This window comes from Asticcacaulis aquihabitans (assembly GCF_032490435.1).
Taxonomy (GTDB): Bacteria; Pseudomonadota; Alphaproteobacteria; order Caulobacterales; family Caulobacteraceae; genus Asticcacaulis.
The window spans coordinates 586593-611795 of the sequence record NZ_JAVGWM010000003.1 but is presented as its reverse complement, the minus strand read 5'-3'; the positions used below and the strand labels follow the sequence as shown (position 1 = coordinate 611795).

25 protein-coding genes are annotated in these 25203 nt (G+C 57.6%); 12 read left to right on the top strand and 13 right to left on the bottom strand.

Annotated elements, in window-relative coordinates; genetic code table 11:
• Nucleotides 1-48: 48 nt before the first annotated feature.
• Complete coding sequence (locus tag RCJ00_RS13540) at nt 49-1095, top strand: hypothetical protein (RefSeq protein ID WP_316222561.1); 1047 nt, start codon at nt 49-51, stop codon at nt 1093-1095.
• On the opposite strand, the gene RCJ00_RS13535 is transcribed toward RCJ00_RS13540, so the two are convergent.
• Nucleotides 1092-1502, bottom strand: coding sequence for a SufE family protein (locus RCJ00_RS13535; RefSeq protein WP_316222559.1), 411 nt, complete (start codon nt 1500-1502; stop codon nt 1092-1094). The two genes, RCJ00_RS13540 and RCJ00_RS13535, sit on opposite strands and share 4 nt — an antisense overlap.
• Nucleotides 1503-1574: 72 nt before the next feature.
• Nucleotides 1575-2351 (bottom strand): sensor histidine kinase, encoded by a 777-nt coding sequence (locus RCJ00_RS13530; RefSeq protein WP_316222557.1) that lies wholly within the window; start codon nt 2349-2351, stop codon nt 1575-1577.
• Between the two features lie 184 nt (nt 2352-2535).
• Between RCJ00_RS13530 and RCJ00_RS13525 the strand changes: the two genes are divergently transcribed.
• The 3 genes from RCJ00_RS13525 (at nt 2536) to RCJ00_RS13515 (ending at nt 6355) form a co-directional block, all read left to right on the top strand.
• A complete protein-coding gene (locus RCJ00_RS13525; protein WP_316222555.1) occupies nt 2536-4347 on the top strand; it encodes an ATP-binding protein in 1812 nt (603 codons plus the stop codon).
• Nucleotides 4348-4547: 200 nt separating this feature from the next.
• Nucleotides 4548-5645, top strand: coding sequence for a hypothetical protein (locus RCJ00_RS13520; RefSeq protein WP_316222553.1), 1098 nt, complete (start codon nt 4548-4550; stop codon nt 5643-5645).
• Nucleotides 5642-6355 carry an ATP-binding cassette domain-containing protein gene (locus RCJ00_RS13515; protein WP_316222551.1) on the top strand — a complete coding sequence of 238 codons (714 nt, stop codon included), beginning with the start codon at nt 5642-5644 and terminating at the stop codon, nt 6353-6355. Before RCJ00_RS13520 ends, RCJ00_RS13515 begins: the two co-directional genes overlap by 4 nt.
• 37 nt (nt 6356-6392) lie before the next feature.
• Here RCJ00_RS13515 and mopJ read toward each other — a convergent pair whose 3' ends face one another.
• The 4 genes from mopJ to cysK all read right to left on the bottom strand — a co-directional run bounded on the left by mopJ (nt 6393) and on the right by cysK (nt 10401).
• Nucleotides 6393-6899: a motility/cell cycle regulatory protein MopJ gene (gene mopJ / locus RCJ00_RS13510; RefSeq protein WP_316222549.1), complete on the bottom strand. Its 507-nt coding sequence runs from the start codon at nt 6897-6899 to the stop codon at nt 6393-6395.
• Between the two features lie 492 nt (nt 6900-7391).
• On the bottom strand, nt 7392-7820 hold the full coding sequence (locus tag RCJ00_RS13505) for a Ros/MucR family transcriptional regulator (protein WP_023456505.1): 429 nt from the start codon (nt 7818-7820) through the stop codon (nt 7392-7394).
• Nucleotides 7821-7997: 177 nt separating this feature from the next.
• Entirely contained in the window at nt 7998-9326 is a 1329-nt protein-coding gene (locus RCJ00_RS13500) for a DUF2336 domain-containing protein (protein ID WP_316222547.1), read from the bottom strand.
• A 103-nt stretch (nt 9327-9429) separates the two neighbouring features.
• Nucleotides 9430-10401: a cysteine synthase A gene (gene cysK, locus RCJ00_RS13495; RefSeq protein ID WP_316222545.1), complete on the bottom strand. Its 972-nt coding sequence runs from the start codon at nt 10399-10401 to the stop codon at nt 9430-9432.
• A 221-nt stretch (nt 10402-10622) separates the two neighbouring features.
• On the opposite strand from cysK, the gene chpT reads away from it, so the two are divergent.
• The 7 genes from chpT (at nt 10623) to RCJ00_RS13460 (ending at nt 18241) form a co-directional block, all read left to right on the top strand.
• Nucleotides 10623-11354 (top strand): histidine phosphotransferase ChpT, encoded by a 732-nt coding sequence (gene chpT / locus RCJ00_RS13490; protein ID WP_316222543.1) that lies wholly within the window; start codon nt 10623-10625, stop codon nt 11352-11354.
• 273 nt (nt 11355-11627) lie between these two features.
• Nucleotides 11628-14084: a chemotaxis protein CheA gene (locus tag RCJ00_RS13485; protein ID WP_316222541.1), complete on the top strand. Its 2457-nt coding sequence runs from the start codon at nt 11628-11630 to the stop codon at nt 14082-14084.
• Nucleotides 14081-14524 carry a chemotaxis protein CheW gene (locus RCJ00_RS13480; protein ID WP_023456500.1) on the top strand — a complete coding sequence of 148 codons (444 nt, stop codon included), beginning with the start codon at nt 14081-14083 and terminating at the stop codon, nt 14522-14524. The genes RCJ00_RS13485 and RCJ00_RS13480 overlap by 4 nt, the downstream gene beginning before the upstream one ends.
• Nucleotides 14525-14551: 27 nt before the next feature.
• Entirely contained in the window at nt 14552-14917 is a 366-nt protein-coding gene (locus tag RCJ00_RS13475; protein ID WP_023456499.1) for a response regulator, read from the top strand.
• A 104-nt stretch (nt 14918-15021) separates the two neighbouring features.
• On the top strand, nt 15022-16224 hold the full coding sequence (locus RCJ00_RS13470; protein WP_316222538.1) for a protein-glutamate methylesterase/protein-glutamine glutaminase: 1203 nt from the start codon (nt 15022-15024) through the stop codon (nt 16222-16224).
• Nucleotides 16224-17066 carry a CheR family methyltransferase gene (locus RCJ00_RS13465; protein WP_316222536.1) on the top strand — a complete coding sequence of 281 codons (843 nt, stop codon included), beginning with the start codon at nt 16224-16226 and terminating at the stop codon, nt 17064-17066. Before RCJ00_RS13470 ends, RCJ00_RS13465 begins: the two co-directional genes overlap by 1 nt.
• A gap of 197 nt (nt 17067-17263) precedes the next feature.
• A complete protein-coding gene (locus RCJ00_RS13460) occupies nt 17264-18241 on the top strand; it encodes an aldo/keto reductase (protein WP_316222534.1) in 978 nt (325 codons plus the stop codon).
• 94 nt (nt 18242-18335) lie between these two features.
• On the opposite strand, the gene RCJ00_RS13455 is transcribed toward RCJ00_RS13460, so the two are convergent.
• The 7 genes from RCJ00_RS13455 to RCJ00_RS13425 all read right to left on the bottom strand — a co-directional run bounded on the left by RCJ00_RS13455 (nt 18336) and on the right by RCJ00_RS13425 (nt 24160).
• Complete coding sequence (locus tag RCJ00_RS13455; RefSeq protein WP_316222532.1) at nt 18336-18986, bottom strand: DUF4142 domain-containing protein; 651 nt, start codon at nt 18984-18986, stop codon at nt 18336-18338.
• A gap of 234 nt (nt 18987-19220) precedes the next feature.
• The gene (arsC, locus tag RCJ00_RS13450) at nt 19221-19568 is read right to left on the bottom strand and encodes an arsenate reductase (glutaredoxin) (protein ID WP_316222530.1); all 348 of its coding nucleotides are present in this window, start codon (nt 19566-19568) and stop codon (nt 19221-19223) included.
• On the bottom strand, nt 19568-19933 hold the full coding sequence (locus tag RCJ00_RS13445; RefSeq protein ID WP_316222528.1) for an ArsR/SmtB family transcription factor: 366 nt from the start codon (nt 19931-19933) through the stop codon (nt 19568-19570). The genes arsC and RCJ00_RS13445 overlap by 1 nt, the downstream gene beginning before the upstream one ends.
• Before the next feature lie 160 nt (nt 19934-20093).
• Nucleotides 20094-20621 (bottom strand): arsenate reductase/protein-tyrosine-phosphatase family protein, encoded by a 528-nt coding sequence (locus tag RCJ00_RS13440; protein ID WP_316222526.1) that lies wholly within the window; start codon nt 20619-20621, stop codon nt 20094-20096.
• Nucleotides 20622-20809: 188 nt separating this feature from the next.
• A complete protein-coding gene (gene ctrA / locus RCJ00_RS13435) occupies nt 20810-21511 on the bottom strand; it encodes a response regulator transcription factor CtrA (RefSeq protein WP_023456491.1) in 702 nt (233 codons plus the stop codon).
• A gap of 312 nt (nt 21512-21823) precedes the next feature.
• Complete coding sequence (locus RCJ00_RS13430; RefSeq protein WP_316222524.1) at nt 21824-22132, bottom strand: hypothetical protein; 309 nt, start codon at nt 22130-22132, stop codon at nt 21824-21826.
• Nucleotides 22133-22198: 66 nt separating this feature from the next.
• Nucleotides 22199-24160 (bottom strand): DUF2075 domain-containing protein, encoded by a 1962-nt coding sequence (locus RCJ00_RS13425; protein WP_316222522.1) that lies wholly within the window; start codon nt 24158-24160, stop codon nt 22199-22201.
• A gap of 114 nt (nt 24161-24274) precedes the next feature.
• On the opposite strand from RCJ00_RS13425, the gene RCJ00_RS13420 reads away from it, so the two are divergent.
• On the top strand, nt 24275-25162 hold the full coding sequence (locus RCJ00_RS13420; RefSeq protein ID WP_316222520.1) for a CmcJ/NvfI family oxidoreductase: 888 nt from the start codon (nt 24275-24277) through the stop codon (nt 25160-25162).
• Nucleotides 25163-25203: the final 41 nt, after the last annotated feature.

The following is a 25203-nucleotide window of genomic DNA, read 5'->3' as shown; positions in this document are numbered from 1 at the left end:
ATAACCTTGCCTGAAAGTGCTGTTGTAGACCACCCGTAAAGCAGATTTATGAACGCCAAAATGCGTCCCGCCGCCCCTCTTCTTCGTCGCGCCACCCTGGTTCGTCGCGCCACTCTGGTTCGTCGCGCCACTCTGGTTCGTCGCGCCACTCTGGGCGCGGCCGTATGGCTGACCGCGCTGGCGGGGCCGCTGGTGGCGCAAACGGCCGACGATTACACCTTACCTGTGGTGAAGCGCTATTTCATGGTGCAGGCCGATGCCCGCTGCCATCTTCTCGATGAGGCCACCAGTCGCGCACTCAAGGCCGGCTACCTTCAGGCGCGCAACGACGCCTTACGCGCCGGTTTGAGCATGTCCTATCTGTCGCCCTGGCTAGCGCGAGCGCGCGACGCGGCGGCCCGCACGGCTTGCGATTCTCCGCAACTGACCACCGAAGTCGAAACGGCGAAAAACGGCTTTCGCCGCTACATGGCCGTCCCGCACCTTGACCTGAACAGTGGCCGTGCCGACTGGGCCGCCAACCGGGCCTATGGCGACGATGTCGTTTGGCGGCTCGTCCAGTACCAGAACACCGATAAGGTCGACATGGCTTTGGGCGTATTCGGCAGCCTGCATACCAATAGTTTTAGCCTGATGGCGCATTTCAAGGACGGAACGCACCCCTATGCCGCCCGGCTCATGGTCCGCAACACCGACATGATGCCGACAGGGCTCATCGACCGTACGCCCTACGACCTGACCCGCCAGATGCCGCGCGGCTTTTCCGACGTCGGCAGTCTAAGCTTTATGGCCAGCGGCATGAGCGATCTCCAGGCCGACCTGCATCCGGGTGTGAAAACAAATCTGGCTGGCTTCACCGTCACGGGCCAATATGCCGGCACGCGCCCCGCCGAAGACGCGATCCGATTCGACTTCCCCAGCCGCGCCTGGATCGCCATAGCCAAGTTGGACCCGCGCGAAGACATCGTCGTCGAATTCAGTACAGATGATGGTCCCGTCTATGGCCGTTTCGAGGTCGGCGATTTCGTGACCGGGCTGACCTATGTCGCCCTGCCGTCGGCCTACACCAATAATCACGTCAATACCGCGGGTTAAGCCGTCGCTTTTTTCAGACGCTCGACCATCGACATCAGACCGTTGGTTCTCTGTGACGACAAGGCCTCGTTAAGACCGAGCTTCGCCAAGGTATCGCGAATGGAGAAGGTCTGTATCTCACTGTACGGCAAACCGTCCAAAAGTCGCACCAGCAGGGCGATAAGACCCTTGACGATAAAGGCATCCGAATCGCCGCGGAAACGCAATACGCCTTCCGGCGCCGGATCCATGACCAGCCAGACCTGGGAGGCGCAGCCGAGCACCTTATTGCGGTCGGTCTTTTCCTCCGGTGCAAGCGGCGTAAGGTCTTTGCCCAAATCGATAATGTAGCGATAACGGTCTTCCCAGTCGTCGAACAGCTCGAATTCATCGAGCAGGTCGGTCAGGCGGGACTGGAATTCGGACATGGGCGCGCTTTCGGTTGGATGCGCTCTATATGTCGATTGGGCCCACAGGTTCAAGCCCGCTTCAGAACACGGCTAGGCCCTGGCCAAACGTATGATGGCCTTCAGCGCCTCTCCACGGTGGGAAATGACCCCAAAGGCGCCACCCATGGCTTCCGCGTTCAGCCGGACAATCGCCCAGCCCAGGCCTGCGCCTTCATGGCTGCGATTGACGGAATTATCGCCCTGCTCGAACGGCTTCATCAGCCGTTCCACGTCGCCCTGATCCGGTGCGTTGCCACGATTGAAGACGCTGATATCGACCTTGTCATTGACTGGACGGGCATTGACTTCGATCGTGCCATTATCTGCTGTAAAATCGATGGCGTTTTTCAGCAATTGATCCAGGCAAGAGGCCAGGCCGCGCGGGTCGAACATAGCCTGAAGCTCGTCGTTCAGCAGGCGGATTTCAATCCGGACTCCCCGCGCGGACGCCAGCGGACGTACCTTGGCGACCGCGTCTTCCAAGGCATGCAGCACGGGTTCCGGCGCGGACTTTAAGTCACCGCCGCCCTCCAGCCGTACGATTTCTATGAAATTGTTGAACAGGGCCAGAAGCTTGGAACCACTGTCCTTGATGATATTGGCGTATTCGACATATTGCGGCGACCCCAGCGGGCCATACAATTCCTGACGCAGGATTTCCGAAAAGCCGATAATGGAATTGAGCGGCGTGCGCAGTTCATGGCTGACCATGCGTAAAAAGGCGCGCTTGGCAACGCCCGGGTCCGCCGTCTGTTGCGCGGACTCCAGGTTCCAGGCCGGCGTTTCGCTGACCGCTTTTATTTCCGTTTGAGAGAGCGGCAAAGACATGAACACCTAACCTTCCAACTAACTCTATACAGCCGCCGTTAAGTATCGGTTACAGGTGGCGTGATAGTTAAAAAATGCCGCTTTTGTGACATGATGGATATGATTCTTCGCTCTCAGGGTGAGGACATTCGCTATTTCGCCGTTTATGTCTAAAATCCAAGGGCTTGCTAATCAGGGAAACCGCGTGCCGCTTAAAGCCTACTTCCAGGACGAAGCCCCTTCCGCCCAAGATGGCGTCAGGAGTCTGCGGTTAAGCGTGATGGTCTGGCATCTATGCTGGGCCAGCTTCACATTGGCCGGCCTCCTGGGTCTTATATTTCTGTCCGCCAGCCTGTTCGTGCTGTCCGCCATGGTGGCCATCACCGTGCCGGGCGCGGCGTGCGTCCTTCTCCTGAGCCGCGACAGTGCAGCCACGCGCCAGTTGCTCATGTGGGTCTGGGGCCTATGCGCCCTGATCGCCGTGGGACTGACAGGCGGTATATCCGGACCGTTGGCGGCCTGGTGCGCCCTGCCGCTGCTGGCCGCCGTCGTCCTTAACCAGCGCGTCCTGATTTCCCTTGGCGCGACTCTTTCCTTCGGCGTTGCCCTGTTCGCCATTCTGATCAGCGTCTGGCACGGCATCCGCCTCCCTGACGAACAGGAATCCTTCTGGCTGTCGATTATCGCCAACATTTCCATGGTTGCCGGCTTCGGCCTGGCCGTGCTGCCGGCGCTGCGGGTGCGCGTGGAACGGGTGGATGCGGCCGAAGACGCCCGCGCGCGTTTGTTGCGCATGTTGACGGAACAACCGAGCCTTCTGGTCTGCCTGGAAGAAGACGGGCGCGTCGTTTCCGCCTATGGCGAAGCCCCTCCCGGACTGGATCTGAAAAGCCTGCTGCAACTGGGGCTGTCCGCATCGGCCCACGTGCCTGACCGCCTGAGGGTCAAGGCCGCATTGGAACAGGCCATGATGGACGGCCGCGCTGACTTCGGCTTCACCCCGCATGCTGCCATGGACCATTATGTCCTCCTCAGCCTGCGCAAAGGCGCCGACAATCGTCTTTACGGGGTCATGAGCGACGGCTCCCTCGCCCACGCGCACGAAACGGCCCTGGAGGCTGCCCGCGCCGACGCCGAAAGCGCCAATCAGGGCAAGACCCAGTTCCTGGCCAGCATGAGCCACGAGCTGCGTACGCCCTTGAACGCGGTCATAGGTTTCTCCGACATCATGCGGTTGCAGTTGTTCGGCGAGATGCCGCCGAAATATGCCGAATATGCGCAACTGATCTGGGAGTCGGGCCAGCACGTCCTGGACATGATCAACGACGTGCTCGACATGTCCAAGATCGAGGCCCAACGCTACGAACTGACGCTTGAAGGTTTCGACATGCGCGAACCGGTGTCGGCCGCATTGCGGCTGATCCGGGGCCAGGCGCACGAAAAGGCCATCGACATCGTCAGCCACATGCCCCAGACGGCCATGACGGTGACGGCGGACAAGCGCGCCATCAAGCAGATCTGCCTCAACCTCCTATCCAACGCTGTCAAATTCACGCCACAGGGCGGCACGGTCACGCTAAATCTCAGCCAATCCGAGGAAATGGTCGATATCGTTATTACCGATACAGGCATAGGCATAGCCCCGGACGACCTCAACCGCATCGGCCAGCCCTACGAACAGTCCGGGCCTGCGGAACAACGTGCCATGGGTACGGGCCTTGGCCTGTCGATCGTCAAGGCCATGGCGCATCTGCTGGGCGGCAGTATGACCCTGGCCAGCCAGTTGGGTGAAGGCACGACCGTGACGGTACGCCTGCCGGTGGTGCAATCGGTCGAACAGCCGGAATTGCCCATGCCTGTGCCGGTCCAGACGGAACCCCAAGGCGTGGTGCAGTCGCTGGAAGCCTTTGCGCGCGCCGCGCTCAATCCTCTTCACAATCCGTTGGAAGACATTACGCAGGTGCCCGAGAGTCTGAACCAGTTCAGCGATTTCGTTATTCGCCCGCCGAAGAGCTGAGCCTGGCGGACGCCAGCGCGCAACAGAAGACTTGATATTTGCAGGTGGGTATGGTGACATTTGCCCAAAGCCGCCAAATGCCTTCCCAACCGAAGCCAAGTAGACTGCGGACGCGTTGATCACGGCGCTTTCGATCTTTGGTATAATCCTTTCTGAAAGTCTTCCACTTGCAGCAAGCATGTCAACCTTGGCGTACAGGCTTGGGAGATGCGCTAACGCGTTATGAATTGTTGACCTGGCGCAATATCGCTTTGGCGACACGTAGCGATCTTTGGTTCGGGCTCTCTGTTCTGACTGTAATTTTGGCTGCGGCCGTGAGCATCTATCAGTTGGATGGATGGCTAGTCAGCCGCCCCATTGTGGCAACGATTTGCGCGATAGTCATCGGATTCGGCCTGTATGGCATGTTCTACTACGCACCGAATGGCCATCAACGCGCAAACCTGATTTCGGGACCGCTGTATCCGTGGGCTGGCTTTGGTCCAGACCTTGAAAACTGGTGCCGACTACGCGCACTGACGCTAACCATGGCCAGTCTTGCCCTGATTTCTGTCCCCGTCGGGATGGCGCATATCTGGCATGTCCCAGCGTTACTCGTCATGGCGGGGCTCGGCGCTATAGTCCGTTATATCTGCTTACCTTTTCTAGACGGTGGTACGCGCGGTAGGCTGCCATTCCGTCTTCCGACGGTTCGACTGACCCGCCCAACGATCATACCAGTATCCCTATGGATTGGCGGCACGGTGGCCATGCGCCGCAAAATCGGCCCTATACCCGCTTTATACGCCATCCTACTTTTCTGGTGCCTGTCCGCTCTCGCCTGCGGCCTGTCGGCAAGCAACAATAATGATAATCGTATCAGCATCATCGGAGTCAACATCGCCGGTCTGCTCTGCGGCATAGCCTTGACATGGCCCGATCTGGGCTTGCTACGCTTTCTCGCATTTCAGCCAGCGAAGGCATCACGTATACTTGTTGCTCTGACGGCATTACGCATCTGCTTGGCCGGGGTGATGAGCCTCTTGGCAGGAGTCATCGCCGGCCTATCCGCAGTCCCGGCACTCCTGTCGTTCTGTTTCGTATTCACCACCTTGCTCATATGGCTGGCGCTTTTGCACGCTTACGGCCTGACGAAATCAGAAGGTGGCGCTGTAGGATTCGCGATCCGCGATGTGGTTCTAGGCATATTAGTAAAAACCGCGTTTCTCTCCAGCGGTCTCGCCTTAGCGTGGATAGGCGGAATAATACTATTTAACTACCTTAAGCTCGATCGACGCCGTTGGAGAGAGCCTGGATGACGACGCGACTCGAGGTGTTCGGCCTGAAACTCGATCTAAAAAAGCGGTCGATCCTGAAAGACCTCAGCTTTACCATTGCCCCCGGTTGGTTTGGCATCCTGGGCGTCAATGGCAGCGGAAAGACAACCCTGTTAAAGGCCCTGTGCGCCCGTCTGCCGATCTCTGGCGGCGAAATTAGGTATAAAGGCAAAGATATCACAGACAATGAGGCTAATCGGGCGAAAATTTTCAGCTTTGCGCCGGATATTCACTCCCTGCCGCCGAATCTTACCGCAAAAGAGCTGATTTTATTGTTGGCCGACCTCAAGCAAGTCTCGCCATTTGAACCCAGCGCCCTTTATACCATACTTGGCCTGTCGCACATCGATGACAAACTTATTGGTGCTATGTCTTCAGGGATGCGCCAGCGGGTTAGCCTGTTTTGCGCATTCTTGGGCACGCCAGAAGTCGTTTTGCTTGATGAGCCTTTCAATTGGCTCGATCCTGTCGCGGCCTATGACCTGAAGCGCGAGTTGCGCGCCTATATCGATGGGGCTCGCTGCATCGTAACAACCTTGCATGACGTAGAAACCTTTGTAACGCGCTGTGATCAAGGCATACTGATCCATCAAGGAAAAATTCTGCGCCTTTTCGATCAGCAACAAATGTGCACCGGTCGCACCCGGGTCGGCGAGATGGAGGCCGAGATTTACAACCTTTTTCCCCGTTAAATTTCCCTGAGGGTCAAGCCTTTTCTGGAACAAAGGTTTAGGAAGCCGAGCGGATACCGCTCTGCAACAGATCAACCTTGCCTATCAGGGCATCATGGCCCAGAATCATGTCGACATTCCTGCCATCCGACGCCAAAGGCAGGCGCAGCCAGAACAGGCTGAGCCCCTTGGCACCTCGCCAGGCCATGGAATGCAGTCCGACATTCGGTTTGCCGGTTTCGACGACTAAGGTCAGGTGTTCGGCCCAGTATAGCGCTTCCGGCGGCGTGTAGATATTATCGAGTATCTTGCCGGTAATTTCTTCGCCGTAAGCATTGAACAACTCAGTTCCCGCCAGGCGCTGACGGAAGCAGCCCGGATTGTTGGCCGGATGCCCTTCCAGAACGTCTATAAGGCTGATGGTCGGCAGGCGGAGCTTGAGGGCTGCCGGGTCCAGATCCTGCCGGGATGGCAGGCGGCCACGTTTACGCAAACTTTTCCAGTAACGGAAAATGTCCTCATGCGAGCGCAGGGCCGCCAACATTTCGGAAGCTAAACCAGCCATAAGTAAAAGTTCGTTTGCCCCTTTGCGGCCTCACGATTGTTTTGGAAGTCCAAGGCAACCGCGCCACGCATACACAAATCAAAATGAGAACAAGACGCGAACACTTAAATTAAGTCTGGTATTAAATCTTAGGCGCTCGCGAATCACCTGAATTCACCTTCTCTTAACTGGTGAATCCTTGGCAAGCAAAAAAGGGTTAACGCAGACTTTATCCATAACTGTCTAATCCGTTGATTCATGGGGATGAATAAGGGTTAGCTGGTGCAGCCCAGGCTGAAAAAGTAATCAAATAAGACCAAATTGAGTCAAATTGGCCACAGGAAAATATTGCCGTGCGTCGGTGTAAAAAATCGAGCGGGTTTAATACTATTTTCGATGTTCGCTTCAATTCCGCGAACCAATTCAATTGTGGCAATAAAAAACCCCGGTCAAAAACCGGGGTTTCTTTGAAGAGATTGTATATAGATCAGGCTTCAATATCTAGCCTCAAGATCAGGCCTTAACGCGCGTCTTGCGCGTCACCTGACGACCACCTTGCCCGAGACCCATTTGCTTGGCCAGATCGGAGCGTGCCTTGGCATAGTTCGGCGCGACCATCGGATAATCCTTGGGCAGGTTCCACTTGGCGCGGTAATCTTCCGGGCTCATGCCGTATTTGGTACGCAGGTGGCGCTTGAGCGACTTGAACTTGCGACCATCTTCCAGACAGACAATGTAATCGGAAGAAATAGACTTCTTAACCGAAACAGCCGGTTCCTTAGGCGCTTCAACCTTCGTCTCTTCACCCGAAGAAATCGAGTTCAATGCAGCATAGACATTTTGAATTAGAGCCGGCAGTTCACTGGCAGGTACCGAATTATTGCCGACAAAGGCAGAAACGATATCTGCCGTCATGTCCAGGGTATCCGTCTTGCTTTCCATTACATTGTCCTCTGAAAACTGTGAGCTTTACCTAAGCCAGGACTTTGCAATATTCAAGCCTCATTCACTAAAAAAATGCACTGCGCCCAAATTATGATAGTGCAAATACTTGCCTGTAAGCGAATTTAGAATGTTTTCACCCAAGTTTTCAGTGAGCTTAATCTACTATACGCTGCGTCAGCTCTTCAAATCGGCGGCAAAGGCCAGCATGGCCGCGCGCTGGGGAACGGTTAGCGATTCGAGATCGACGTCTTCGCCGCTCGATATGGCCCGCAGCATGACATGGGTCAGCGCCGAAGACAGAGACCAGTTCCAGTAGCGCAGTACGGTTTGCGCACGATCGACGGCCAGAATGTCATAGGTGACCAGCACGTCCGCCAGATGGGGATGCATCTGCCCCTGTTCATTGCGCAACGGACGGCGCAAGGCCTTCCATAGGGCGCGCAGGGCCTTCTTGGACAGGCCTGTGGCCTTGCATAGCACGGCCAGCCCCTCTCCGCCCTGATCGCGCATCAACTTGGCCCCGGTAGCCGGCTTGATACCGGACATATAAGAGATTTCTTCGGCCATATGGCGGGTCATACCATTACGCGCCGCATCGGCGATGGCTGCTTCCAGAGAGGTGTATTCGCTGCGCTCAAGGGCTTCGCGGTTCCGCTGGCGCCGCTCGATAAACTGCAAGGCCTTGCGGGCCAGCGGATCCTGCCATTTTTCGGCGGCCATCATGGCGAAGACATCGCCTGCCATGTCCTGCATGATTTCGCGGTTAACGCCAAAGCGGGTCAATATCTGGCGCCGCGTTTCAGTATCTGCCCACCAGAAGAGCACGTAGGCCGATGACGGGCGCAATTCGACACGTTTCAGAATGAGCGGAATGAACTGAACATGCGTCTGGCTCATCGCCACGGCGGCTTCAATCGCCGGTTGAGTGATGCGGGCGCGCTGATTTTTCAGCAAAGCTTCGACAACACGAACATCTTCGGTATCGACCAGGAGCTCACATAGGACGCCCGGCAGGTCCTTGCGGCCGGCCAGAAGCATGTGGTGGTGATAAGTACCAAGCCTAGCGCAATAATGCAGATCCGCGTCCGTCAGGCTTTCGCAATCCTCAATCAACGGCCGGGCGACATCTGCATCGTCGGTAATTAGGGCGCGAATGAGCGAATTGGGGATTTCGGCCAGTATGGTGAGACGTTTGGCGACGCGTATGCGATCGGGCAAGCTGGATTCGCGCAACATTTCGACCAGCAGGTCAGCGGTCACGGCACGTTCGAAGGCATTGACCCGCGATTCAGGCAGGCAGACCACGTCGGCCAGACGCTTAAGGAGAATATGCCGCGCCTGATACTTTGGCGCCGGCGGCTGGACAATCATGTCATCGAACACTTCGTCCAGACTGCTTGCGTCGGCCGGCTGCACAGTTTTGCCCTCCGCGCCGTTTTCGGCAATGGCCATGGCGTCGTTGTGCGAGTGGGCGGGCTGGCTGGCGGTCGACATGGGGGCCATAATGGCCCGTATCCGTTAATCTTTTGTATAGGCTGAAAGCAGCAACGCCTGCCGGGACAAAAGTCACGGCAGGCGTCAAAACTCCGCTTGGTTAAGAAGAGGCTTACAGGCCTTCGAACAACGCCGTCGACAGATAGCGTTCCGCGAAGGACGGAATAATCGCTACGATCGTCTTGCCTGCATATTCATCGCGCGCGGCCAGTCGGAAGGCGACTTCCAGCGCTGCGCCCGACGAAATGCCGACAGGTAGGCCTTCCAACTGCGCCGATTTGCGCGCCATGGCGAAGGCGGCATCGTTAGACACCGTTTCGATACCGTCAATGACGCCGCGGTCAAGGATGCCCGGCACAAAACCAGCGCCAATACCTTGAATCTTATGCGGACCGGGCTCGCCACCCGAAAGGATGGGCGAGGCTTCCGGCTCGATGGCGATCATCTTCACCGACGGCTTCTTCTGCTTGAGCGCATGACCAATACCGGTGATCGAACCGCCCGTACCGACGCCGGAGACCACCACATCAACCGCGCCCTCGCTGTCGTTCCAGATTTCTTCGGCGGTCGAAATTTCATGAATATGCGGGTTGGCTTCGTTTTCGAACTGCTGGGGAATGACGGCGCCCGGCGTTTCGGCCTGCAGTTCCTGGGCACGGTTTACCGCCCCACGCATACCCTTTTCCGCTGGCGTCAGTTCCAACTTGGCGCCGAGCAGCAAAAGCATCTTGCGGCGCTCGATCGACATCGATTCCGGCATGACCAGGGTGATCTTGTATCCCTTGGCCGCGGCCACAAAGGCCAGTGCGATGCCGGTATTGCCGGACGTCGGTTCTATGATAGTGCCGCCAGGCTTCAGCTTTCCCGAAATCTCAAGGGCTTCAATCATGGAAATGCCGATGCGATCCTTTACGGACGCCATCGGGTTAAAAAATTCCAGCTTGGCCAACACATTTGCCTTGGCGCCGAATTCAGCCGACAAGCGCGGCAGGCGAACCAGCGGCGTATCGCCCATGGTGTCGAGAATCGAATCAAAAATCTTGCCGCGGCCTTTGCGGGCGTAACGGGAGGCGGAATCGGCCATAGGGTGTCTCCGGGATTTGGTCTGTTGTATCTGTTGTTTTGAAAGGGAGTGAGCGGGTAGCCTTGCGCGCGTGCGGTTATGTAAACCCCTCGTTAAGACTTGTTAAAACATCTTGACGTTACTTTGACGCCGATTTTAGCCGCTCCGGGCTTCCCCGTTAAGGCAAATCGCCTCACACATAAGGTCAGCCCTTCTAAACAGCCCCGGATATCAAGATGAGCATGGACGATCTGTCAACGCCTAACCTTTCCAATGCGGAAACGCATATGGATACCGCGACGGCTGACGCCGCTCCGTCCCCTGCATCTCCGGAGGGTCTGGAACTGCGTGCGCACGACCTGGCCACCCAACTTGTGGGTAAGCTGTGTCACGATTTCATTTCACCTGCTGGCGCCATCATGTCGGGCCTGGATCTGCTGGAAGACCCGTCCGCCCAGGATATGCGCCAGGAGGCGCTTAACCTCATAAAGGCGTCGGCTACCAAGATGGTGACGCTGGTCCACTTCGCCCGCGTCGCCTTCGGCGCCGCGACGACATCCGAAGCCTTCAATGGCGGCCAACTGGAAAAAATCCTGTCGGATATGTACACAACCATGCGCGCCGAACTCGATTTCGCCATTCCGGCCAACATGTTGTTTCAGAAGCCGGCCGCGCGCGCGCTGCTAAATCTGGGACTTCTCGCCGGCAACTCATTGCCGACAGGCGGCAAGGCGACGCTCGAAGCCACAGTCACCGATGACGGACTGGTCCTGACCGCCGAAGCCCGCGGTCCACGCGCCCGACTGAAGCCCGAAGCCATAGAAGGCCTGAAAGGCCTGCCGCTTGGCGATGGCCTGAACGGTCAATGGATACAGCCGCACTGGCTATATAGCGTTGTTCAGGACGCCGGCGGGACACTCGACTTCCATAACGAAACGGACGCCCTGTCGTTTAAGATTACCCTTCCTGCCTGAACCATTTGCATAGACAAAAAAGTTGAAACGGGCGCCGCGTGACGGCGCCCGTTTTAGGTTTGGGGCTCAATCAAATCGCCGTGGACGCGGCAAAGATAAGATTAAATAGTCCACAAAAACAACTTTCTCACGAAAATTCGCGAAAATTCAGACTTTGGTAAGCTTTTGGCAACGGCCCCTTAACCAAAGCTGTTCAGTATCACCTCGATAGGGTCTGCTCGAAATCCGTCAAAACGACGCTGGGCATGGCCGCAAAGTACAACGGGGTAAGCTGTGGACGACTTAATTGCTGAATTCCTGACCGAGACCGCCGAGAGCCTTGAAGTTGTCGATAGCGAACTGGTCAAATTCGAAGCCAATCCGACAGAACGGAAGACGCTCGACAATATTTTCCGCCTCGTCCATACGGTGAAGGGCACCTGTGGCTTCCTGGGCCTGTCGCGCCTCGAAGCTGTGGCGCACGCCGGTGAAACCCTGCTGGGCCGCTTCCGCGACGGCAAACTGGAAGTCACGCCGCTGGCCGTGACCCTCGTCCTGCACTCGATCGATCGTATCAAGGTGATCCTGGCCAGCCTGGAAGCCACCGGCAACGAACCCGATGGTGACGATCACGATCTGATCCTCCAGCTTGAAGCCATGGCCGAGGGCCAGGAAGTTGACCTCAGCGCGGTCCAGACGATGGAAGTCCCCGCGCGTCCGATCGGGTCGGAAATCGACCCCGCCGAAATCAATATCCCCGCACCGTCGGCTGCCGCCATCGACACCTCCATCCCCGCCACTGGCCTTCAAACCGGCGATGTCGATCCGAGCACCGGCCGTGTTCTGCGTCCCGGCGAAGTCTCCGAAGCCGACTTGGAAGCGGCGTTCGCCGCTGCCGAAGCGCCGGACTGGATGAATGACGAGCCCGCCCCGGCAGCTATCGAAGCACCCGCGCCCGTCGCGGCCCCAGTACCGGAAAAGGTGACAGAAAAGGCAGTGGCGGTAAAAGCCCCGGCGGCTGCCCCTGAACCATTGGCTGGACTTGGCGGCGAAGACGGCCAAGGCATCACCACCACCCAGTCCATCCGCGTATCGGTCGATGTGCTCGAAGGCCTTATGACATTGGTCTCCGAGATGGTGCTGACGCGCAACCAGCTCCTTCAGATCAGCCGAAATCGCGAAGATTCCGCCTTTGCAACCCCGCTTCAGCGCCTGTCCACCCTGACCGGGGAATTGCAGGACAGCGTGATGAAGACTCGCATGCAGCCCATCGGCGCGGCCTGGAAGAAGCTGCCTCGTCTGGTGCGCGACCTGTCCTACGAACTGGGCAAGAAGATCGACCTCGTCATGGATGGCGAAGGCACCGAACTCGATCGCCAAGTGCTTGAGCTTATCCGTGACCCGCTCACCCACATGGTGCGCAACTCGGCCGACCATGGCCTGGAATCGACCGAAGAACGCATCCAGCTCGGCAAGCCGGCCAACGGCACGGTCAAGCTGTCGGCCTTCCACGAAGGCGGCTATATTGTTATCCGCATCGCCGACAACGGTCGCGGTCTGAATACCGCCCGCATCCGCGAAAAGATCATTGAAAAAGGTCTTGCGTCGCGAACCGAAGTCGAGAGCCTAAGCGACCAACAGATTCACCGCTATATCTTCGCGCCGGGCTTCTCCACGGCTGCCAAGGTCACCAACCTGTCCGGCCGCGGCGTCGGCATGGACGTTGTGCGCACCAACATCGAACAGATCGGCGGCCAAATCGATCTTAACTCGATACCGGGTCAAGGCACGACCTTCACGATCAAGATTCCGCTCACCCTGGCCATTGTGTCCGCACTGATCGTCGGTGCCGGAGGCCAGAAATTCGCTGTCCCGCAAACGGCGGTGATGGAACTGGTGCGTACAGGCGCCAATGCCGAACATCGCATCGAAAAGATCAATGACGCGCTCGTCCTGCGTCTGCGCAACAAGCTGCTCCCGCTCGTCCAGCTCGGCCCGACGCTCCTGCTCGAAGCCGCCAAGGATGAAGACGCCACCTTCGTCATGGTCATACAGGTCGGCGAACGTCGCTACGGCCTCGTCGTCAATGACGTGCTCGATACCGAGGAAATCGTCGTCAAGCCGCTGGCCTCTATCCTGCGTGATGTCGATGTCTTCTCTGGCGCCACCATTCTGGGTGACGGCTCGGTGGTGCTCATCCTTGACCCGAACGCCATGAGCGAACGCGCCGGCAACATGCTTGAAGAAAAAGAAGCAACCGACGCAGAGGAAATCGTCGATCAGGCCGCTTCCGAAAAGGTCGCCATGCTGCTCTTCAAGGCCGGCAACGGCGCGCCCAAAGCGGTCGAACTGGAACATATCACGCGTCTGGAACATGTCGAATCCTCGCAGATCGAAGTCATGGAAGGACGCGCGGCCCTGCAATACCGCGGCAAACTCATGCCGATCCTGACCGTCAATGGCGACTATTCCGGTCTGCTGCTGTCGAACACGCAAGACGTACATATCCAGCCACTCCTGGTCTTTACCGGCGAAGGCTACGCCATGGGTCTCGCCGTCGACGAAATCGTCGATGTAGTCGAAGACCGCATGACTATAGAATTGTCTCCGGATCGTCCGGGTGTTCGCGGCACCGCGATCATCGCCGGCCGCGCCTGCGAAATCCTCGATGTTGACCATTACCACCTGCGCGGCCTGGCTGAACACCAGCGTCGCCCAGCCACTCAAACTCAAGAGAAGGCCGTCGCATGAGCCTGCGTGATTATGTAACCCTGCGAGTCGGCGGCCAATTGTTCGGCGTCGATGCCGCCCGCGTCCACGATGTCTTCCATCCGCGCGGCCTGACGCCCGTGCCCCTCTCGCGGTCTGAAATCGCTGGCGTCCTCAACCTGCGCGGCCGGATCGTTACCGCCGTTTGCGCCCGCCGCCGCCTTGGCTTGCCGCCGCGCCCGGAAGGCTCGCCCGAACCCCTGGCTATCGGCCTGGAAGTCCATGGCGATAGCTACGGCCTGGTCATCGACTCGGTCGATGAAGTCCTGAAGCTGGACGATGAGAAATTCCATGCTGCGCCGGGCAATTTACCGCCCCGTTGGGCAGAAATAATCGTCGGCGTTTATCAATTGGAAAAGGAACTTCTGATAGTGTTGGATCCACACACACTATTGGATGCGGCGCACCTCAAAGCCGCATAACCTTTTCTCCAATATAGGAATTTCAGTATGAAAACCTGTCTCGTCGTTGATGATAGCCGCGTTATTCGAAAAGTAGCCCGACGCATCCTCGAGAACCTGTCCTTCGAAGTGACCGAGGCCAATGACGGGCTGGAAGCGTTGAAAGCCTGCAAAGACAAAATGCCGTCAGCTGTGCTGCTTGACTGGAACATGCCCGTTATGGACGGCATCTCCTTCCTGCGTCAATTGCGTAAGGAAGAGGGCGGCAAGGCGCCGGTCGTCATTTTCTGCACCACCGAAAACGATCTGGCGCATATCACCGAAGCCCTGACCGAGGGTGCATCGGAATACATCATGAAGCCGTTCGACGGCGAGATCCTTGAAGCCAAGTTCTCGGAAGTCGGCCTGCTGTAAAAACGACCGTGCTTTCCGGGGAGGCTTGTCTCGCACTCTGACTTTCCCGGCCGAGAGGCGCACAACAAAAAGTATCGCGTATTCCCTTTTTCGGCTGTTTTTTTATGTCATTGAACCTCCCCACCGCCGCATCCTTGCGGCCCCTGAAGATCATGATCGTCGACGATTCGGCGGTCGTGCGGGGTTTGATTTCGCGTTGGCTGGAGCCGGAACCGGATATGGTCCTGGCCGGACTGGCGATTGATGGCGCCAAGGGCATCGAAAAAGTCCGTGAAATCCAGCCGGACGTTCTCATCCTCGACATTGAAATGCCCAATATGGGCGGCCTCGAAGCGCTCCCGAAGCTGCTCGCCGCCAAGCCCGGTCTCAAGGTGCTGATGGCGTCAACCCTGACGACCCGGGGCGCCAATGTCACCCTCCGTGCTCTCGAACTGGGCGCGGCGGACTACATCCCGAAACCGGATTCAACACGCATCGGCGGCGCAGACGGTTTCCGCACCGAACTCCTGACCAAGATTCGCGCCCTGTGCGGCCGGACTCGCCAATGGCCCGCTCCGCCCTCGCCGACCAGCACCGCGCCCGCATCAACTTTGGCACGCCCCGCCGCCACGGCGCGCACCCCATCTCCTCCGCCGACAACGTCGACCGGCTTCAGGCCCATGCCCAAGCCGGGCAATGGCCCAACCGCACCGACCCTACGCCCAGGTGGCACAGGACCGAAGCGCATTGACTGTCTTGTCGTCGGCGCCTCCACCGGCGGCCCACCGGCTCTGCGTAATTTCCTCATGGCGCTTGGGCCCGATTGGAAGATCCCCGTGCTGATCGTGCAGCACATGCCCGCCACCTTCACCACCATCCTGGCCGAGCACCTCGACAAGGCGCTGCCGCAAAAGGTGCAGGAAGCCAAGGATGGCATGCTTATCGAAAGCCGCAACATCTACATCGCCCCCGGCGATTGGCACATGACCATCAAGAACGACCCGATCGTCAAGCAGATCAAGCTCGACCAGGGTCCGCAGGTCAATTGGTGCCGTCCGGCGGTCGATCCCCTGTTCAAATCTGCTGCCGATATCTACGGCAACCACGCCCTGGCGGTGGTGCTGACCGGCATGGGCCATGACGGCCGAGACGGCGCGGCTGCGCTCGTGGCCGTCAATGGCTCCGTACTGGTCCAAGACGAAGCCTCCAGCGTGGTATGGGGCATGCCCGGCGCGGTCGCCGAAGCGGGCCTGGCCGAACTCATTAAACCTATTGAAGGGCTGTCCGCGGCCTGTAAAGCTTTTGCGCGCGGGGAGCGTCCAAACTAATGACACCTGAAGACATCGAACATCTTGCCGCCACGCTCAAAACCCGCTCGGGCCTGATCCTGGGCTCCGACAAGACCTATCTCATCGAATCGAGACTGGCACCCGTCGCTCGCCGCGAGGGTTTCGCTAATGTGGCGGCCCTGCTGACCGCCTTGCGCACGAAGCGCGACGAAAAGCTGATGGCATCGGTTACCGACGCCATGACCACCAACGAAACCTTCTTCTTCCGCGATAAGGTGCCGTTCGATCAGTTCAAGAGCGATATCCTGCCCGCACTGGCGAAAACGCGCATTTCAGGTGACATCAAGGTATGGTGCGCCGCCTGCTCGACCGGTCAGGAGCCCTACTCCCTCGTCATGCTGATGGATGAGATGCAGATGTTATTCCCACGCATCAAGCTCGACATCCTGGCCACCGACATTTCCGATCGCTGCCTAGAAAAGGCGCAAGCTGGGCTCTACACCCAGTTTGAAGTGCAACGCGGCCTGCCGATAACCATGATGGTCAAGCACTTCGAAAAGGTCGACGAAATGTGGCGTATTTCGCCAAAAATTCGCTCGTCCGTCCGCTACAAGAAGATGAACCTCCTCGACGACCTGCGCATGGTCGGCAAGCAAGATGTCATCTATTGCCGTAACGTGCTGATCTACTTCGACCTGGAAACCAAGAAGCGCGTTCTGGAGCAGATGGCAAACCTGCTGGCCGACGACGGATGCCTCTTCCTGGGCGCCGCCGAGACCGTGCTTGGTATCACCGACGTCTTCAAGCCCATGCCCGGTATGCGCGGCCTGTACATCAAAAATGCCGCCAGCGCTCAGGCGCCGGTTCGCAAGACCGCCTAAGGCGCTCTTCCCGGTCAAAAATCTTAACCCGCCGGCTATCGCTGGCGGGTTTTGTCATTTTCCCGAGACACTCTGCCAACTTACCGTACCCCCGGACCATATCACCGGGCCATATCACGCGGAATGTGAAAACGTGCCCCTTTTGCGCGCCACGTTCGGGGCATACATAGGGGCGATCCGCGAAAGGCTCCTCCCCAATGAAAAAACGTACACTCGGCCAGTCCGGCCTCGAAGTCTCCGCCCTCGGCCTCGGCTGCATGGGCATGAGCTGGGCTTACGGCCCCTCCGACCGTGATCAATGTCTAAAGTTGCTGCGCGACGCCGTGGATTTGGGCGTCACCTTCTTCGATACAGCCGAAGTCTATGGCCCCTTTACCAATGAAGAACTGGTCGGCGAAGCCCTGAAACCGGTACGCGATCAAGTGGTCATCGCTACCAAATTCGGCTTCAAACTGGGCGAACCCGGCCATCTGACCGGCGTCAATTCCCGTCCAGACCATATCCGCGAAGTCGTCGACGCCTCCTTGAAGCGGTTGAAGATCGATGAGATCGATCTGTTGTATCAGCATCGCGTCGACCCCGACGTCCCTATCGAAGATGTGGCCGGCACAGTAGGTGACCTGATCACGGCGGGTAAGGTGAAGCATTTCGGCCTATCCGAAGCGTCCGCGGCCACCATTCGCAAGGCCCATGCCGTGCAAAAGGTCACGGCCCTGCAAAGCGAATATTCGTTGTGGACACGCGATCCGGAGGCGGACATCCTGCCCACGCTGGAAGACCTGGGCATTGGCTTCGTCCCCTATTCGCCGCTCGGTCGTGGTTTCCTGACCGGCACGCTGGGCGAATTGGCGGGCAACGACTTCCGCGCGCAAAATCCACGCTTTACGGGCGACGCTAAGGCGCAAAATGTCCGCGCCGTCGATGCCCTTAAGGCACTCGCCAAATCCAAGGGCGTTACGCCCGCCCAGTTGGCGCTAGCATGGCTTCTCGCGCAAAAGCCGTGGATCGTTCCCATTCCTGGCACGCGACACCTCGACAGGTTGAAGGAAAATATCGCTTCGGCCGAGGTTGATCTCACACCCGCCGATCTGCGGGACATTGAAGACGTGATTGCGAAGACCGGGTTTGCTGGAGATCGCTATGCACCGGCCAGCCTGGCAATGGTAAACCGGTAAACGCCATAAAAAATCCCCCAGGATCACTCCCGGGGGATTTTTTCACCCGCAGTCAGGTGGAGGGCTAAACCTGACCGGTTGGGGCTAGGGAATTTTATTGACCCCCTTGGGCAACCTGATCCAGCGCGTTGCCGCTGGCATCCAGTGTCGGCAAGGTGTTGGCGGCAAAGGTCTTAACCGACTCATCCGTACCCGAAGCCGCATAGGCCTTGAAAACGGTCTCAGCCTTGTCATTCACTTCGCCTTGGGCAGCGACATATTTGCTGTCGAAATCAGGCCCCTTGGCGGCTTTGAGTTCGCCCAACTTTTGGGTATATTCCGGCGTATAGGCTTGGTCGAAATGCATATCAGAGGTCGAACCCTGGATAGCGGCGATCATGCTTTCACGTGTCTTCATCCCGTTGTCCAAGACTGTCTTGGCAGCCGCCTTGACTTCGGCGCTGCCACCCTGGCTGGCGGCAAGCTGCGATGCAGCGATGGTGAATTCATTGGCCATGAAGGCTTCCTTCATGAAATCCTTCGCGGCATTCCCATCAGCCGCCGTGCTGGCAACGGGCGCTGCTGCAGTCGGCGCGGTTGCCTGGGGTGCTGCATCCGGTGTGGCGGGTGCCGTTTGCGGAGTGGCGGCCGGAGGCGTTGCGTCCTGAGGCATGGTGGCCTGGGTATCCTGGGCGGCGGCACTGAGCGCCGTGGCGGCAGCGATAGCGGCGACAACACCCGTGATCTTATAAGACAATTTCTTCATGATAAGCATCCTTCTTTAGTAAGAGCACAGGGGGAAACTGTGCGATCCGAGAAGGATGACAATAATGACACGCAACGGCCAAAAAGTGTCTATTTAGATAAGAGAGTGGGTGTTGATATTGCTCAAAAAATAAGGATTTAATCTGGATTGAAGAAAATTAATCTAAGTTTGTTTTAAAAACGGCGCGGTCGAGGCGGCTTTATGTCTATCCGTCTTCTTCTAAACTCACAACGCCTATAAGATATCCAGCACCCGCTCTACGGGGCGCGCCAAGACGGCCCCTTTTGAACTTGTCACGATCGGGCGTTCTACCAGAATCGGATTCTCCACCATTGCGGCCAGGATGCGCGCGTCGCTGACGGCGGGATCGGTCAGTCCCAGATCTTGTGCCGGCGTACCCTTGACGCGCAGCATGTCACGCGGCGTGACCTTCATGGCCTCGAACAGGGATGCGAGCTGCGTCTGTGTCCAACCCGTTTTGGCGTACAAAACAATGGTAGGCTCGATGCCGCGACTACAGATCAATTCAAGCGCAGCCCGCGACGTTGAACATTGCGGCCTGTGATATATGGTAACGGCCATTACGCCTTCGCGGCACGCGCCGGCGCCACGCTTGCCGGATGACCCTTGAAATACTCATGAAGCGCCGCCCCTGCCTCGGCGTTATTTTCGGTGCAGTCTTCCAGAAGGAAGCCCATCAGGTCGGCATAGTGCGAGAAGTTTACGCGATAAATGATCGAGCGGCCGTCGCGATAGGCGCTGAGCAAGCCCGCACCCGTCAGGATAGACAGATGGGTGGAGGCCGTATTGGCCGGAATGCCATTGGCCGAAGCAATCTTGCCGGCCGCCATGCCGTCCGGCCCGGCCTTCACAATGGTGCGAAAAACAGCGAGACGACCGGGGTGCGCCAAAGCAAACAGATTAACCACCGCGTCATCACTGATCATATTCGGGCCTTTGTAAGCGACTGATTATCGACGGGGTTCTACTATTACAAAACTATGGAAACATAAAGGCGGCGTTGGTGGATTTTGCAAAAAACCAGTATGGTTTTCATTTGAAACGTAGCGGCGTCGAAACGGCCGCCGAGTGGCGGTAGCGTAGGTTTCAGGCCGCGAAGCGTAGAGACTCGCCGCCCATATGTTCGAGGCGCGCCTGTATGTCACCCCCCTCCAACACGCTTGCGGGCAAGTTGGCAAAGGCATCGAGTCGGGCTGCCAGGTGGTTGAAAAGATCGGAATAGGCGGCAGCAATCGCACCGGAAGATCCCAAGGCGTCTAACGGGTCTGGCAGATGCCAGTCCACGACGATAGGCGTACCGACAAACTGTGGCGCGCGGCCTATGCTGTTGGCGCGGCGATCGGGTGACAGGCGAATAATGAAGTCATAGCCGGGATCATTGGCGCCCATCACGGCCACCATCGATTTGGTGGCCAGGCGGTCGGTCTTGTAATTTATTTTTTCCAGCAGGGCGAGGGCGTAAGGACTGATGGCCGGCGCGGGATCAAAACCTGCGGATCGCGCTTCGAAGCGCCCAGCCCCCAGGCGATTGAGCAGCGCCTCCGCCAGAATGGATCTGGCCGTATTGTGTACGCCAAGAAAAAGAACGTTATAAACCCGAAAAGCCGTCGTCATGTGCATGCCACCCAGTAACTGAAGCGGCCTTACAACCGGCCGTTTACCGACCCTACTACGGATTAATTATTCTAGAATTTATGAATTAGGTGAATGAAAGAACAACGTTCGCCATTTACTGTTACCAGGCAACAAAAAAGCCTGCCGAGAGAGGTCGGCAGGCTTCCTTGATACATTCGGTGTCGCGATTAAGCGGCGACAATCGACCCTTGTTCATGCGGATCGCGCAAAACATAGCCACGGCCCCACACGGTTTCGATGTAGTGATTGCCATCGGCGGCGACAGCCAGCTTCTTGCGCAGCTTGCAGATAAACACGTCGATGATCTTCAGTTCGGGCTCGTCCATACCGCCATACAGGTGGTTGAGGAACATTTCCTTGGTAAGCGTCGTGCCCTTGCGCAGGGACAACAGCTCAAGCATTTCGTATTCCTTGCCGGTCAGGTGAACACGGTTACCGGACACTTCGACCGTCTTGGCATCCAGATTGACGACGATATCGCCGGTGCGGATGACGGATTGGGCGTGGCCCTTGGACCGACGGACGACCGCGTGAATACGGGCAATCAGTTCATCCTTATGGAAAGGCTTGGTCATATAGTCGTCGGCGCCGCCGCCGAGGGTCTTGACCTTGGTGTCGATTTCGGACGTACCCGAAAGGATCATGACCGGAGTATTGACCTTTCCGACGCGCAGTTGGCGCAGAACTTCCAGGCCCGACATGTCAGGCAGGGACAGGTCAAGCAGGATCAGATCGTAATCATAGATCTTGCCCAGGTCGACGCCTTCTTCACCGAGGTCGGTCGTATAGACGTTAAAGCCTTCCGACTTAAGCATCAACTCGATGCTTTGCGCTGTCGCGCTATCGTCTTCAATCAGTAGTACGCGCATAAAAGCCCCTCCCGGCTTGTGGGTAACGAGGATGCGAAGGCCACATGCCTACGCCGTTAACCTTCATGCTAAACAGGAAATCCCTTAAGATTCGTTAAGCTTAACAACTCAGTTTCGAAAACTCAGTGTAAGGGCGTAAGGTGATTTGCGAATCGGGGGCAAGAGTCGAGAGTCAACGATTCTCTTTATACACAGGATTTTTACCGCCATTTTTTGACCGTGAGTCATTTGAATCACACACCCGCGTTATGTCGTTTGCACGCCATCTTGCGAACAAAAAAATGAACGCGAACAATTTTCGGCAGGACGCGTCTAAACCTCTTCCACCATGCGATGCAGAATATCGGTGCAGCGCAGGTCGTTCTTTTCAGACGCCAGTGCGGCCTTGACCAACTGGGTGCGCGCGTCCTTGACATCCAAACTACCGGTATCGACCCGCTCCAGAATGCGCGTCAGATAGGCATTAAGGTCACCGGCGTCATGGCGAATGGCGCCTTCAAAAAAGCGCAGCAGCCCGTCGCGCGCCGCATCACGGCTGAGAACACCTGATCGGAGCATCTCAAGAACGCGACCGATATTGATATCAAGCGCCTGTTGAGCGGCATCTTTCATAAAGAACATGGCAGGACTCCTGTTCAAGGCCCACCCCAGGGCGCCATTCTATCACTGGTGCTTTTACCCCCATAATCAACTATCTGGGATCAAAGGACGAAGCCCGCAGTCCTGAAGGAAGCTATAGGTTTCATCATAAAACCGGCATGGCCGCGTCTCATCGGCGTCGTCGCCATGCGGTACGAACAGGATCATGCCCTGCCGCGCCCGGGTCAGGATGACGCGATAAGCGTTTTTCAGATACAGCCGGCGAAACCGGTCATTGACCGACTGCCATTTCGTCCCTTTGAACGCGTAGGCGTGCCAATTGCCGTCGACATAGCGCAGGTCGGCATCCCAGCACACGCCGGTCCAATCCAGCTCCAACCCCTGAACATCGAATTCGCTGGCGACCTCCTCCAGGTAGAACGAGGCACGCACGTCGGAGCGATCATTGAGAAACCAGTTGGCCGGATCGATGGCCGCCTTAATATGCACCCCTTCTGGCCTTAACCGCAGCGCACCTGATGAGGCGATAAGGCCGTACCGCTCGGACCCGCGCGCCGTACTCCGCAACCAGTGCCGGGCCTGATTGAGATCGCGCGTCAGATATATGGGATACTTGTCGAGCTTGGCATGGGCGGCGCGGGCGGCCACGGCATCGCCATTAAGCAGATGAGAAATGAAATCGGACAAGGTTTCCGCGCGGAACGACCGCATGGAGACACCCAGATGCAGGTCTTCGCTTAGCGTAACCTGGTCTTTGGCTATAAAGGCGCGGGCGTCGTGGTTCAGGTCGTAGTCCGGCTGAACGATCTGGGCCGAGGCGTGAACCTCCCAGTGCGGGAAGCGGCCACGGATCGCCGACATCCATTCCGAAAGCCCAGCTTCACCGGTATTGATTTCCTGGCCACCGCCGATCAGACAAATCACCGTGCACCAATCGGCGTGACGATCCATGACGCTGAGCAGAAATTCCGGCTCGGACATGTTGAAATCGGCGACGCTGCGCTTTTGCTGCATGAATTTCGACGCCTGCGTCTTGGTCCACGCACGCTGAGCTTCGTCGAAGACAACCACATGTTCGACGGGCACATCGAGGGTGCGAACATATTCGTCGCGAAAGACGTGAATATTCTGAATAAAGGTGCGCACCTTGCGCTGGACATGGGCTTTCGGCTGGCCGGTTCGGTCGGCTTGATCACGCGTCAGCGCCTCGCGCAAAACATCGACCAGGGGACCATTACCGGACAGGAAGACCGCATGTTCGTCGGCATGGGCGCTGCTGCGTTGTGTGGCGATGTTAAGACCCGCCAGGGTCTTACCCGCGCCCGGTACACCGGTGATGAAACAGATGGATTTCCTTCCCCTCGCCTTTGATCCGTCTATGACCTGGCCAATAAAATCCTGCGTCCGTCCGAGATTAATGGCGTCCGCATCCGAACGCGCAATATCCTTCACATCATGACGGGCATAGAGGGCGCGGGCCGCCTCGACGATGGTCGGGGTTGGCCGATACCCGCTGGCCGCCCAGAGGCTGGCGTCCAGCACCGTTCGATGACGCGACGCGATCAGGCGAATGACCGCGCCAAGATCGGTTACCGCTACGCACAAAGGTGCGGCAACCTGATCGAGCGCCAACTCAAGCTGAATATCACGCGATGCCGCGGCCTGCGTCGCCACCAAAATTGGCACGATCGGCAAATCATGGCTGCCCTGATGGAAGTTTTTCAGATCAAGCGCATAGTCTTCAACCTGGTCTATGGCACTGCGGTCGAAAACGGCACTCCCCACCTTGAATTCCACCACGAACAGGCAATCGCCGATGAGCAGTACCGCGTCGGCGCGTTTGCCCATGCGTGGAATGGAAAATTCAAAATATAGAGTATAGCTGTCCAGATCCTTCAACGCGCCGCGCAGAATATTGATCTGCTGGCGCCAAGCGTCGCGCTGCGCGAGTTCCAGCGCGAAATTGTGACCGCGCGCCAGTTCACCAAGAATATGGTCATCCGTATCACCGACAAATTTATCGCGATCGGCCGCATAGTAGGCGCGCATTATACCATTCCCCCGTGTCCCTCAGACGATCAAACGCGCCCTCAAGTCTTGTCAACACATAAGCGTCACCTATTTTCAGATAACGGGCATATTTCAAGCGCGCGCGAGGACCATATGACAGAGGCAACGCTGAACGGTTTCATTCGTCGCGATCTGGTGTTTGATGGACGGGTCAAGATTAGGATAAACGGGCCCGCAGACGGCGTAATGCCGTGGGCGGCGGCGGCGCCCATTGCTATCCGTAATGCCCGAACCTTACAGGCCACGCAGTCGCCCAAAACCTGCCTTGACCGACACGGATTCGCCTTGCTTGATCATGACAGCCAGGTCAGGGACTGGGATTCCGGTGCAGCCGACACTCTGGATAAGAACGAGATTGCGCGCATCTATATGCCGGAAATCGATGCCCTGATCCGGCATAGCCTATTACCAGACCTCAAACTGGAAATCGTGCAATCCCCAGGGCTGGTGCGGCGCGGCCCGGGCACCCACAACCCATATGCCCTGGGCGTTCACCAAGACTACGGCCTGACGCCTGATGATTACCAGGAAAGCCTGGAAGCCTTCTCTTCGCCTGAGGTCGGGCAGTCATGGCGCCAGCGGTTCGACCGGCCGGAGGTGGCGGGCTTCGTTGTGGTTAATTTCTGGCGCACCGTTTATATGGACGCCCCCTTGCAACATATGCCGCTCGCGGTCTGCGATCCCGCTTCGGTCGCCGCGGAAGACCTCGTTCCGGCGGCACTGGTCGGTTTCAGCCCGACCGGCAAAGATACCAACCAACTGTCCCTACGCCACAGTGACCAACAGGCCTGGTATTATTATCCAGCCATGACAACAAAGGAGGTTCTGGCTTTCAAGGTCTTTCAGTATTTCAAGGATGGGCGAAGGACCGGCTTGCAAACCTGCTTTCACACTGCCTTTTCCGATCCTCAAACCCCTCAGGATGCGCCCCAACGGCAAAGCTGTGAGCACCGGGTCGGGATATTCATTCTGAATGACTGACCGTGCTGCCGATTCACACGGCGCGTTGGACAATTAAATTC